Here is a 10,915-nt window from a genome sequence, read left to right as displayed (position 1 = left end):
TCACTGAACACGCGGCCGCGCAAGACGCTCGACTGGCGCACGCCGCTGGAAGTCTACGCCGAGGTGCTCAAGAAATCGGTCGCTGGACCGAGCACCCTTCAATAGCGTTGCGCTTGGAACTTGAGACCGCCATCTGTGTCGCATCGAGACTGTGGTGGTAGGAGTTTTCTTCACGGCTCAACGCTTTCTCGAAAGCGCTTTCATCATCCTTGCGACCCGTGTCGTCGCTATCGACTTCTGCGGTATCGACACCGTCGAGCTCGACATCCTGAATTTCCCGTTCAAGCATGCTCATGTCCACTACCCCCAATCTTGGCTACCTGAGTACCTCGCCATGGCAATCCCGCTCCATGGCGATCGCATGTTCCTTGCCGTTTCGAACTTCCCTAGGGGCCGCTGGATCCACGCCTCGCCAGTCACCTTGTCGAACACCGTCCTCGACGCCGCCTCCCGGGAGGGCTACGTTGAATGCGGATGTACGAATGCGGTCACTGACGCTGGATCCAGAAAGCCCTGTCACAGCGGTCTTGGGCGCCGATCCGAAGATCAGCGCGCAGGCAGGTATTGCAGTGGGTCTTGAGGTTGTCCGTTCACGCGAACTTCGAAATGTAGCTCGACCTGGTCAGCATCCGTCTGCCCCATGGTAGCTATCGTCTCTCCGGCCTCAACGACGTCGTTTTCCTTCACCTTCAACGAGTCGTTGTGTGCGTAAGCGCTCAAGAAGCGATCGTTGTGCTTGAGGATGATGAGGTTGCCATATCCCCGCACGCCATCGCCGGCATACACCACAATCCCTGGTCCGGCTGCTTTGACAGGTTGCCCCTTTTGACCGGCAATATCAATGCCGGGAGTGATGTTCGAATCATCGTCGAACCTGCCAACCACCTGGCCGCTGGCCGGCCACTGCCACGGCACGTTCTCGACCGGTTTGTAGGTCCGGTCCGAACGGTCCGGCGCCCCGCTGGGCTCGCCGGCCACTTCCGTGCCCGCATCGTTGCCGGATGCTGCCTGCGTGCCGCCTGAACTCATGGAAGCAGAAGAGGATGACGATCCCGTGTCAGCGGGTTTCGCAGCGGAACCGGCGTTGCCGGTCTGCCCGGAGCGCGTATCGGTACTGGCCACCGAGGCGCCCTGCGACGATCCCTTGCCAGCGACGTCCCGTGTGCCGTTCTGCGCCGTGACGGGGCCCGGCGCAGAAGACGAGGCATTGCTGCCGGCGGCTTGCCCGCCCTGCGGCGAAGCACTTTGCGCATTGCCCGAACCGGCATTGCCGGCGTCGGTCGTGGCGCCACTTCCTTCCGCGGGCAGCAGCCAGGATGGGTTGTCGACCTGTCCCGTCGCGGATTGAGACGAGCCAGCGCCGCTACCTGAACCGAGCCCCGTTGCGACCACACCGCGGCTGGCCACAGCCTGGCCGCCGCTGACACTGGCACCCGGCTTCAGCCGCAGCTGCTGTCCCGGCTCCAGGCGGTAGGGCGGCGAAATGCCATTGAGCTGGGCCAGATCGCGAAAATCGACCCGATTCTGCCAGGCGATGCCGTAGATCGTGTCACCGTTCTTGACCGTGTAGGTCGAACTCGGCTCGCTATTGCGGCTGATGGAGAGGTCCTGCACCTGCGGCCGGCCGCTCGAAGACGTGCAGGCGCTCAGCCCGACGGCGACAACAGGGAGAAGCCCCAGTAACAGTGCAGTTCGACGCTTGCTCATAGAAAAATTCCTTTTTTCGTGACGGAAAGCGGGCAGAAGGAAATCGAGGCGTCATGTCATGACGATGTCTTCCTGCGCTCTCCCAGGCACATTACCACCACGATGCCGATGATGATCAACACGGCCGCCAGCAGCCACTGGGACGGTTGCCCGGTTACCGCAGCGTAATCCGCAGGCATCAAGTAGTGATAAGCCAGCGCCACCTGCTGGTCATCGGCGCCCAGGCGGTAGCTTGCAATCTGCCTCCAGGGCCAGAGTTGCGGCAGCGAACCCAGGATGAAACCGACGATCGCCATCAGCGTGATCGCATGATAGTGACGCAGCAGCCAGGACAGCAGGCGGGAAAAGGTGAACAGCCCCAGCAGACAGCCGGCGCCGAAGATGGCGATCAGCCCGACATCGAAATTCTTGATGCCGCTCATCACGGTGCCATAAAGCCCCATCACCAGCAGCAGAAAGCTGCCCGAGACGCCCGGCAACAGCATCGCGCTGATGGCGATCGCGCCGGCCACGAACAGGGTGCCATCGCCCGCCCGGCTCATGTCCGGCAGCAGGCTCGGCAAGAGCGCCGCGATCGAGAGCCCAGCCAATACCGGAAGCAGGTAGCGCCAGCGCCAATGACCGACCTGTCGCATGACTGCCCAAGCCGATGCCAGCACCAGGCCGAAGAAGAACGCATTGAGCAGCAGCTCGTGATGCGTCATCAACCAGGTCACCAGATGCGCGATCGTCACCAGGCTGATGCCGATGCCCAGTACCAGCGGCACCAGAAAGCGCAGATTGAGATAGACGGCCAGCCCGGCGAGCCCCTGTCGGCGCCAGACGCCGAGCGCACCGGGGCCGAAGCGCTTGATGGTCTCGATCAGTTCCTCGTAGATCCCCACGACCAGGGCGATGGTGCCGCCCGAGACGCCCGGCACGGCATCCGCCGCCCCCATGCCCATGCCTTTCAATACGGTTTTTGCAATGCGCTTCAACGAATGACTCCCTCAAGCAACGGTACGAAACGCACCTCTTCGAGACGCTGGTGATCGAACGCCTGTCCACGCCGACGCACCCGGGTCAGCCACTGGCGCCCTTCGCGGTCTTCCAGCGGCGCGATCAGTACACCGCCATTCCGCAACTGGGACAGCAGCGGCTGGGGAAGCTCGCTGGCGCACGCCGTCAGCAGCACGACATCGAACGGCGCCGCCTGCGGCCAGCCCATGGCGCCATCGGCGTGGCGCAGGTGAACGTTATGCGCGCCCAGCCGCGCCAGGCGCTGCTGGGCGCGGGACTGCAGCGCCGCGATACGCTCCACGCTCCAGACGCTCTTGACCAGGCGCGACAGGATCAGCGTCTGGTAGCCGGAGCCGGTGCCGATCTCCAGCACCCGCTGCGGTTCGGCCAGCGCGACCAGCTCGCTCATCCGGGCCACGATCCAGGGCTGGGACAGTGTCTGCCCCAAGCCCAGAGGCAGCGAGGTATCCTCGTAGGCGCGATGCGCCAGGGCTTCATCGAGGAACAGGTGACGCGGCTCTGTCGCCATCACCTCCAGCACCTGCGCATGACGAATCCCACCGGCCGACAGGCGTTCGACCATGCGATTGCGGGTTCGTTGCGACGTCATGCCGACACCGCTCAATTCTTCAGGCGTGTGACAGTCCATCCAGCCAGCCCTGTACGTCGTTCAGCGTTTCATGACGGGTCAGATCGGTTTGCAGCGGCGTGATCGAGACGAAGCCCGCTTCGATCGCCGCAAAATCGGTGTCGGGCGCATCGTCGGCATTTTCCGAGACCGCCGCGATCCAGTAGCGGTCGCGCCCGCGCGGATCCTTCATGTGGATCGGCCGCGAGGCCGGGCCGCGATATCCCAGCCGGGTCACCCGGAATCCGCGAATCTCGCTCCACGGCAGATCCGGCACGTTGACGTTGAGCAGGCTGCGCGGCGGCAGCGACAGGTTTTCCGCGGCCCCGACCAGACTGGCGGCCACCCGCCCGGCGGTCTCGAAATGGCGCTGCCCGCAGAGCGAAATGGCCAGCGCCGCCATGCCCAGGTTGCGCCCTTCCATGGCCGCGGCGACGGTGCCCGAGTACAGCACGTCGTCCCCCAGATTGGCGCCATGGTTGATCCCGGAGATCACCAGATCGGGCCTTTCCTCCCAGACCCCGTTGACGCCGAGATAGACGCAGTCCGCCGGCGTGCCGTCGACGCTGTAGAACCCGTTGTCCAGCGCGGTCAACGCCAGTGGCCGCGTCAGTGTCAGCGAGTTGCTGGCGCCGCTCATGTCCCGATCCGGCGCCACGACTCTCAGCCGGGCATGGTTTTCCAGCGCGCCGGCCAGGGCTCTCAATCCCGGAGCATGAACACCGTCGTCATTGGACAACAACAGTCTGCGCATCTTCTTTCCTCCTGGATGATGATCGATACCGGCGGCGTCAGATCAGCGTGGGGTGTCGAAACAGTTCACGAAGCACCGAAGTGGCGAAGGCGCCTCGCGGCAAGGTGAAGGAGAGCCGAACCGCCTCTTCTTCCCTTTCCCACTCGGCCTCCCCGAGCCGCAGCCGCAGTGGCCGCCGGTCGTGCCGCGCCCCGGCCTGGACCAGACCGTCGCTCAGCTCGGCATGGCCGGTGGCGATGGCCGTTTCCCGCTCGGCCACCTCGCCTTCGCTTTCCAGCCGGCCGACGCCCCACAGCGGTCCGGTGGGGTGCAGGTCGCCGGCCTCGGCGCGGGCCAGCAGATCGTCGTCGACCTGCGCGCTGGCGAAGCGGCTCGCGGTGCCGTTCAGATTCAGCACGTCGCCGGGCTGCGGGACACACCAGGTGCCGTCGGCAACACGCGCCGACAGCACCTGGTTGAAAAGATAGCTGCGAGCGGTGGAGAGCAGTAACCCCTGGGGATCCTGGCGCTTGCGCCAGCCGCGAGCCAGCAGTTGCCGAGCGCGCTGCAGGTTGCGCCCCGCCGGGCCGAAGCGCTGCGGGCCGAAATAGTTGGGCACGCCCTCGGCCACCAGGCGGTCCCAGCGCGCGCGGGTCTCCGCCGCGTCGATGGCCTCGCCCCGGATTCTCAGATGGAAGCGGTTGGCGCGGTGTACGCCCCGTTTCAGCTTGCGCGGATGCCGCACCGCCTCGAGACAGCGGACGCCGCGTTCGGCCAAACCTGCGTCCCACTCCGCCGGCGGCTCGCGACCGGGCAGCGCCAGCGAGAACCACTGCCGCGTCACCGCGTCGCGATCCTTGAGCCCGCTGAAGCCCACATCCCGTACCGGGATATCGACCGCGCGGGCAAGCAGGCGAGCCAGATCCGGCGTGATCATCCCGCGCTTCTCCAGCCACAGCCACCAGTGCTCGCCGTGGCCCTCCGGGGCGAAATCGAACTGCTCCTCGACCTGGAAGTCTTCAGGGCGCTGGCGATACTCGCCGGTGGCAGCCGGCACGCCCGCGACATAGCTCCAGTTCGGCGGCCAGGCGTCGGCCGAAGACATCGAGGGTTCGCTCATCGAGCGTCCGCGACCAGCAGTACCACCGCTTCCGCGGCGATGCCTTCACCGCGCCCGGTAAATCCGAGCCGCTCGGTGGTCGTCGCCTTGACGTTGACCGCGCCCAGCTCGACGTCCACGTCGGCGGCGATCGTCTCGCGCATGAGCGGGATCGACTCGGCCATGCGCGGCGCCTGGGCCATCAGCGTGGCATCGAGATTGCCGATCCGATAGCCGGCCTCGCGCACCAGCGCGACGACGTGGCGCAGCAGCGCTCGGCTGTCGGCGCCCTTCCAGGCCGGATCGGTATCCGGAAAGTGCCGACCGATGTCGCCCAGCGCACAGGCGCCCAGCAGCGCATCGCTGATCGCGTGCAGCAGCACGTCGCCATCGGAGTGGGCGACGAAGCCGCGATCGAACGGCAGGCGAACCCCGCCGATCATCAGATGATCGCCCTCGCCAAAGCGATGCACGTCGAACCCGTGACCAATCCTGAAACTCATGCTTCCACTCCTTTTTGTCCGCTGACGGCTCCTTGCCCGCTGACGGCTCCTTGTCCGCTGACGGCTCCTTGCCCGCTGACGGCTCCTTGTCCGCTGACGGCTCCTTGCCCGCTGACGGTCGGCGCCGATCCCGACGCGGTTTCCGACTGCACGGCGAGTATGCGCGCCGCCATGGCCAGATCCTCGGGATGCGTGATCTTGAGATTGTCGCGGCTGCCGGCGACCAGTCGCGGCGCCAGCCCCATGGCTTCGATCGCCGAGGCTTCGTCGGTCACCGTCATGCCGGTGGCCAGAGCCGCATCGAGCGCCTGGCGCAGCAGATCGAAGCGGAACACCTGCGGTGTCAGCGCGTGCCAGAGGCCGTCCCGCGGTTCGGTGTGGCTGATTCGTCCGCGCTCATCGGCGCGCTTCATGGTGTCGGCCGCCGGGGTCGCCAGCAGCGCGCCGATCGCCTCGTCCTCGAGCGCTTCCCGCAGTGCCTGCAGATCCTCGAGCCGCACGCAGGGCCGGGCGGCGTCATGCACCAGTACCCAGTCGTCGTCCGCCGCCTGTTCCACCAGCGTCGCGAGGGCGCGACCCACCGTATCGGCGCGCTGGTCACCGCCGCCGACACGCTGCCAGTCTTCGAAGGGAACGTCGCGGGGGTCGAAGTATTCGTCGTCGGGATCGAGACACAGCCGCAGCGCGGCTTCGGGGAAGGCCTGATGCAGGCGTTCGAGCGTGCGCGCCAGCACGCTCTTGCCCTGCAGCGTCAGATACTGCTTGGGACGGTCGGCCTGCATGCGCTGGCCGCGACCGGCGGCGGGCACGATCAACCACAAGGTCATGGCTGTGCGCCCCCCGTGCTGGCGGCGGGGCCGTTGCCGGGATCGTCAACACCGGTCACCCAGAAGAACTGTTCGTCCTGGCGGACCATGCCGATATCGCTACGCGCCCGCTCCTCGATGGCATCGAGCCCGTTCTTGAGGTCGACGACTTCGGCGGCGAGACGGTCGTTGCGCGCCTCGAGCCTGTCGGTGGTGCCTTCCAGGGCATCGGCGCGCGCCTGGATATCGTTGAATTCCCGGATGCCGCCCTCGCCGAACCACAGCCGGTACTGCATCAGCCCCAGCATGACAACCAATACCACAATGACCCATTTCCACATCGCCAAGGCTTCCGGTCGGCTCGATTCATTTCGGACAGTTCATTCCCGGCAGGGCCCGGCCCTCGGCAAAGGGCGCAGCAGGCCGCTGTCGGAGCGCGGCTCATTATGCCATCATCGCTGCATGCGGCCCACCGCCACGACCGAATCCGGAGCCGACGACCTCATGTACAAACTGGCCTTCTTCGTTCCCGAATCCCACCTGGAGAGCGTCAAGGACGCGGTGTTCGCCAGCGGCGCCGGGCGCATCGGCGATTACGAGGCGTGCTGTTTCCAGATCCGTGGCGTGGGCCAGTTCCGGCCGCTCCCGGGCGCCCAGCCTCATATCGGTGACGTCGGTGCGCTGGAAAGCGTCGAGGAGTATCGGGTCGAACTGGTCTGCGAGGATCAGCGGATACGCGCCGCGATCAAGGCGCTGATCGACGCGCATCCCTATGAAGAACCGGCTTACGATGTGTGGCCATTGAGCGATCCGAATTCCCTGCCCCACGCTTGAGACGGAACCCCGCGGCCCGAGGGTATGCTCAGGCAGAGCCGAGGTAACGCTCCCTCTCCTCCTTGCCGATCTGGCTGAGGTGCAGCTCGAAGGTGCCCCGACGCCGATCATCGAAGAAGTGGCGCAGCGTGCGCTCGATAGTGGGGAAAGCCAGCTCGTCCCAGGGAATCTGCGTTTCCTCGAACAGCTCGACCTCGAGACTCTCCGGCCCGGCGGCGAAATCGCCGTTGAGATCGCCGCGGAAGATCATGTACACCTGATTGATGTGCGGCAGGCTGATCAGGGTATAAAGTGTCGGATCGTCGACGACGGCGCGGGCCTCTTCTCGCGTTTCCCGCAGCGCCGCCTGCTCCACGGTTTCCGCGTTTTCCATGAACCCCGCCGGCAGCGTCCAGAACCCTTTGCGCGGCGCGATGGCACGACGGCACAGCAGGATTCGCTCCCCCGCTACCGGCAGCGTGCCGGCCACGATGCGCGGATTCTGGTAATGGATGGTGTGGCAGGCATCGCACAGGAACCGAGGGCGGTCGTCGCCGTCGGGAATCGCGAAACGCACGGTATGGCCGCAGTGGCTACAGTAGTTCATAGGGTCTCGGATGTAGAACGCCTCGCGTGTCGGAGGGTCTCGAGTTCGCAGGAGCCGTCGGGCATCGTCTGCACGCCGGCCCTTTCAGAATCGAAAAGCTAGAGTCGAAACCTCATGTTAGAGAAAGTCCGTGAACGCCTGCAAGCACATCGCCCGCGTCGACTGGATAATGCCCACCCTCAGGCGGCAGTGCTTCTGCCCATCGTCACCCGCCCCGAGCCAACGCTTCTGTTCACCCAGCGCACGGCGCATCTGACCCAGCATGCCGGCCAGGTCGCCTTTCCGGGCGGCAAGCGGGAGCCGGAAGACCGGGATCTGCTCGCCACGGCGCTGCGGGAAACCCACGAGGAGATCGCCCTCGAACCGGGCCTGGTCGAGATCATCGGGCGTCTCAGCGACGTCATCTCGCTCCACGGCCTGCGCGTGACGCCGTTCGTCGGCCTGGTCGAGCCGGACCTGCCGCTGAAGGCGGAGCCGGGTGAAATCGCTTCGATCTTCGAGGTTCCCTTGCGCCACTTCATCGATGACCATCGTAGCCATACCGATGTCATTCCGGTCGACGACCAGCCCTGGTACGTACCCAGCTATCTTTTCGAGGACCGCATGATCTGGGGGTTGTCGGCCATGATGCTGGTGGAGTTGCTGGCCGTGGGTTTCGAAAGCGATATCGCGCTGGACCGCAAACCCACGCAAGGGGAGTTGCGCTACCATCCACAGCGCCGACGCCAGACCGCATCACGGTCCGGCCAGCCTGGCAAGATTCTCGAGTGAGAGCTTCATGACACCCAACGACGCCCATCACGCCTTCTGGGACAGCGCCCAGCTCCCCGCCTTGATCGACGGACTGGTGGAACGCGGCTGGTACGTCGGCGAGCGGTTTCTGGCCGCGGAGCTATGCCGGGAACTGCTGGAGGAACTGCAGCTGTTGCATCGGCAGGCGGCGCTTCAGGAAGCGGCCATCGGCCGTGGGGACGAGCGCATGCTGCGGCGCGACATTCGCGGCGACGCCATTCACTGGCTGGATCGGGAAAGCCTGGCGCAGCGACGCTACCTGGCGCTGATGAGCGAACTCCAGCAGCAGATCAACCTCGCGCTCTACGCCGGATTGTTCGAGTTCGAGGCCCACTTTGCCCACTATCCGCCGGGCGCCTTCTACCGCAAGCACTACGACAGCTTTCGCGGCCGGGCCAACCGCGTCATTTCGACCGTGCTCTATCTCAATCCGGACTGGCCGGCCGACGGCGGTGGCGAAATGGCGCTCTACGACGAACACGAGCCCGAGCGCGAGGTCGCCCGCGTACACCCGGAGGCCGGCACCTTCGCCTGCTTTCTCTCCGACCGCATCCCTCATGAGGTGCTGCCGACTCGACAGCCACGCGTCAGCATCGCCGGCTGGTTCCGCCGCAATGCCTCGCTGGGCGGCGTGATCGATCCGGCCCGCTAGTCGGGTCGCCGACGTCTATCGGCTGATGACACTTTCTCGGCTTTTCGCCGTGGCAGTCGCCGGGTCGTCTTCCACGTCGTCGTCTCTATCGCCACCCATGTCATCGGGAAGCGCCGTTTCCACGTCCGGCACCAGCTGCGACAGGTCTTCCTGGTGTTCGTGCTCGATCGCGCCCTGCACCAATTCGTCGGTCACGCTGAGTTCGGCGCCCACCACCGACTGCTGCGGGTTGGAGGTGAACGGCGCCACCGGGATCGGCGCCGGGCGCCGGCTCCGACGCCAGACGAAGAATGCCACCAGCACCACGCCAAGCCCGGCCAGTGCCATGAACAATCCCGCGTTGCCGGTATGCGTCATCAGCGGGGTGATCAGCGGCGGGCTTAGGGTCGCTCCCAACGCATTGATCAGCAGCAACCCCTGGCTCATGCGGACCAGCGCGCCGGCCGGTGCGCGGTCGGCGGCATGGCTCACCGCCACCGGATAGAGCGCGAACACACCGCCGCCCACCAGAAACAGCACCGCCGCCAGCAGGCCGGGCAGATCCGGCAGCAGCATCACCCCGCCACACAGCACCGCCAGCACGACACCGATCAGAATCAGCACGATCTGGCGGTCGTGCCGATCGGACCAGCGCCCGATGGGATACTGCAGCAACATGCCGCCAAGAATCACGATCGCCATCATCTCGCCGATCTGCTGCACTTCGAAGCCATTGCGCTGCAGATAGAGCGGCAGCAGGCTGTAGATGGCCGAGACCGCCAGCCCCGAGCCGAAACAGCCCATCACGCCGGTTGGCGTGACGGTGATCAGCCGCCAGGGCGACAGCGGTTCGGCATGCTCGATCAGCGGCGACACCCGCGGGATCATGCCCAGCGGCAGCACCGACAGCGACGCCAGCATGGCGATGATCATGAATGGCTGGCTGGCGCCGGCATGGTCCGCCACGCCCAGCAGCAGTTGCCCGATCACCCCGGCGCCGTAAAGCGCGATCATGTAGAGCGCCAGCAGCCGGCCACGAACCCGCGTGTCGGCCGCGGTCAGCAACCAGCTTTCGATGACCAGATAGACACCCAGCGTCGCCCACCCGCCGATCAGGCGCAGCGTGAACCACAGCTCGGCGTTGAGCCATAGCCCCTGCAGCAGCACGGTTACTGCGACCAGCGATGCGAAGCAGGCGTAGGCGCGAATGTGGCCGATTCTCAGCAACAGCCGATCGTTCAACAGCGCACCGATCGCCAGACCGATGTAGTACGCGGCGGACACCCAGCCGATGGTGGTGACGGATTCACCGGCGGCGTCCAGACGCAGGGTAATCAACGATGCCAGGAAGCCATTGCCGATACCCAGGATGAAAAGACCGAGTAGCGGTGCCAGCGCCATGGAAAGCAACTGCCGAGACATAAGGCCACGAACCTCGAAAATGCACTTCGAACAAGGCCGGTGCGCAGCAGGCGCGGAGCCGGCGATTCCCAATGGATAGACTAGAACAGGATAAGACGCTCGCGTTGTGGCGCCTCTCTCCGGATGACGGTTCGATCCCTCGAAGGCGCGCCAGACACGAGGTCGAGAGCGAGCG

13 protein-coding genes are annotated in these 10,915 nt (G+C 65.6%); 3 read left to right on the top strand and 10 right to left on the bottom strand.

The window, feature by feature from the left end; all coding sequences use genetic code 11:
- Window positions 1–546: 546 nt before the first annotated feature.
- Genes BC443_RS04270 through ftsB form a run of 8 tightly spaced genes read right to left on the bottom strand, consistent with a single transcriptional unit; the run spans window position 547 to window position 6,816 of the window.
- Complete coding sequence (locus tag BC443_RS04270; protein ID WP_071230605.1) at window positions 547–1,707, bottom strand: peptidoglycan DD-metalloendopeptidase family protein; 1,161 nt, start codon at window positions 1,705–1,707, stop codon at window positions 547–549.
- A gap of 56 nt (window positions 1,708–1,763) precedes the next feature.
- On the bottom strand, window positions 1,764–2,684 hold the full coding sequence (locus tag BC443_RS04265; protein ID WP_247643221.1) for a DUF368 domain-containing protein: 921 nt from the start codon (window positions 2,682–2,684) through the stop codon (window positions 1,764–1,766).
- Window positions 2,681–3,316: a protein-L-isoaspartate(D-aspartate) O-methyltransferase gene (locus tag BC443_RS04260; protein ID WP_247643220.1), complete on the bottom strand. Its 636-nt coding sequence runs from the start codon at window positions 3,314–3,316 to the stop codon at window positions 2,681–2,683. The genes BC443_RS04265 and BC443_RS04260 overlap by 4 nt, the downstream gene beginning before the upstream one ends.
- Before the next feature lie 19 nt (window positions 3,317–3,335).
- Complete coding sequence (gene surE, locus BC443_RS04255) at window positions 3,336–4,088, bottom strand: 5'/3'-nucleotidase SurE (protein ID WP_071230602.1); 753 nt, start codon at window positions 4,086–4,088, stop codon at window positions 3,336–3,338.
- A 37-nt stretch (window positions 4,089–4,125) separates the two neighbouring features.
- Window positions 4,126–5,187, bottom strand: a complete 1,062-nt coding sequence (locus BC443_RS04250; protein ID WP_247643219.1) for a tRNA pseudouridine(13) synthase TruD — start codon at window positions 5,185–5,187, stop codon at window positions 4,126–4,128.
- Complete coding sequence (gene ispF, locus BC443_RS04245; RefSeq protein WP_071230600.1) at window positions 5,184–5,669, bottom strand: 2-C-methyl-D-erythritol 2,4-cyclodiphosphate synthase; 486 nt, start codon at window positions 5,667–5,669, stop codon at window positions 5,184–5,186. Before ispF ends, BC443_RS04250 begins: the two co-directional genes overlap by 4 nt.
- On the bottom strand, window positions 5,666–6,496 hold the full coding sequence (gene ispD / locus BC443_RS04240; protein ID WP_071230599.1) for a 2-C-methyl-D-erythritol 4-phosphate cytidylyltransferase: 831 nt from the start codon (window positions 6,494–6,496) through the stop codon (window positions 5,666–5,668). The genes ispF and ispD overlap by 4 nt, the downstream gene beginning before the upstream one ends.
- Window positions 6,493–6,816 carry a cell division protein FtsB gene (ftsB, locus tag BC443_RS04235; RefSeq protein WP_071230598.1) on the bottom strand — a complete coding sequence of 108 codons (324 nt, stop codon included), beginning with the start codon at window positions 6,814–6,816 and terminating at the stop codon, window positions 6,493–6,495. The genes ispD and ftsB overlap by 4 nt, the downstream gene beginning before the upstream one ends.
- A 163-nt stretch (window positions 6,817–6,979) precedes the next feature.
- On the opposite strand from ftsB, the gene BC443_RS04230 reads away from it, so the two are divergent.
- Complete coding sequence (locus BC443_RS04230; protein WP_071230617.1) at window positions 6,980–7,309, top strand: YqfO family protein; 330 nt, start codon at window positions 6,980–6,982, stop codon at window positions 7,307–7,309.
- Between the two features lie 28 nt (window positions 7,310–7,337).
- Here the strand turns inward: BC443_RS04230 and BC443_RS04225 are convergent, their stop codons facing one another.
- Window positions 7,338–7,895 (bottom strand): NUDIX hydrolase, encoded by a 558-nt coding sequence (locus tag BC443_RS04225; RefSeq protein ID WP_071230597.1) that lies wholly within the window; start codon window positions 7,893–7,895, stop codon window positions 7,338–7,340.
- Between the two features lie 114 nt (window positions 7,896–8,009).
- On the opposite strand from BC443_RS04225, the gene BC443_RS04220 reads away from it, so the two are divergent.
- Together BC443_RS04220 and BC443_RS04215 are read left to right on the top strand one after the other, a co-directional pair.
- Window positions 8,010–8,666 carry a CoA pyrophosphatase gene (locus BC443_RS04220; protein WP_071230596.1) on the top strand — a complete coding sequence of 219 codons (657 nt, stop codon included), beginning with the start codon at window positions 8,010–8,012 and terminating at the stop codon, window positions 8,664–8,666.
- 7 nt (window positions 8,667–8,673) lie between these two features.
- A complete protein-coding gene (locus tag BC443_RS04215; RefSeq protein ID WP_071230595.1) occupies window positions 8,674–9,339 on the top strand; it encodes a 2OG-Fe(II) oxygenase in 666 nt (221 codons plus the stop codon).
- A gap of 15 nt (window positions 9,340–9,354) precedes the next feature.
- Here the strand turns inward: BC443_RS04215 and BC443_RS04210 are convergent, their stop codons facing one another.
- Complete coding sequence (locus BC443_RS04210) at window positions 9,355–10,740, bottom strand: MFS transporter (protein ID WP_071230594.1); 1,386 nt, start codon at window positions 10,738–10,740, stop codon at window positions 9,355–9,357.
- Window positions 10,741–10,915: the final 175 nt, after the last annotated feature.

Source organism: Salinicola sp. MIT1003, assembly GCF_001858555.1.
GTDB classification, from domain to species: Bacteria; Pseudomonadota; Gammaproteobacteria; order Pseudomonadales; family Halomonadaceae; genus Salinicola; species Salinicola salarius.
This window is presented reverse-complemented; position numbering and strand designations above follow the sequence as displayed.

Excerpts from the sequence above, each read along its gene's own strand:
- BC443_RS04270 (WP_071230605.1), bottom strand. The coding sequence starts at position 1,707 with ATGAGCAAGCGTCGAACTGCACTGTTACTGGGGCTTCTCCCTGTTGTC.
- BC443_RS04260 (WP_247643220.1), bottom strand. The coding sequence starts at position 3,316 with ATGACGTCGCAACGAACCCGCAATCGCATGGTCGAACGCCTGTCGGCC.
- surE (WP_071230602.1), bottom strand. The coding sequence starts at position 4,088 with ATGCGCAGACTGTTGTTGTCCAATGACGACGGTGTTCATGCTCCGGGA.
- BC443_RS04250 (WP_247643219.1), bottom strand. The coding sequence starts at position 5,187 with ATGAGCGAACCCTCGATGTCTTCGGCCGACGCCTGGCCGCCGAACTGG.
- ispF (WP_071230600.1), bottom strand. The coding sequence starts at position 5,669 with ATGAGTTTCAGGATTGGTCACGGGTTCGACGTGCATCGCTTTGGCGAG.
- ispD (WP_071230599.1), bottom strand. The coding sequence starts at position 6,496 with ATGACCTTGTGGTTGATCGTGCCCGCCGCCGGTCGCGGCCAGCGCATG.
- ftsB (WP_071230598.1), bottom strand. The coding sequence starts at position 6,816 with ATGTGGAAATGGGTCATTGTGGTATTGGTTGTCATGCTGGGGCTGATG.
- BC443_RS04230 (WP_071230617.1), top strand. The coding sequence starts at position 6,980 with ATGTACAAACTGGCCTTCTTCGTTCCCGAATCCCACCTGGAGAGCGTC.
- BC443_RS04225 (WP_071230597.1), bottom strand. The coding sequence starts at position 7,895 with ATGAACTACTGTAGCCACTGCGGCCATACCGTGCGTTTCGCGATTCCC.
- BC443_RS04220 (WP_071230596.1), top strand. The coding sequence starts at position 8,010 with ATGTTAGAGAAAGTCCGTGAACGCCTGCAAGCACATCGCCCGCGTCGA.
- BC443_RS04215 (WP_071230595.1), top strand. The coding sequence starts at position 8,674 with ATGACACCCAACGACGCCCATCACGCCTTCTGGGACAGCGCCCAGCTC.
- BC443_RS04210 (WP_071230594.1), bottom strand. The coding sequence starts at position 10,740 with ATGTCTCGGCAGTTGCTTTCCATGGCGCTGGCACCGCTACTCGGTCTT.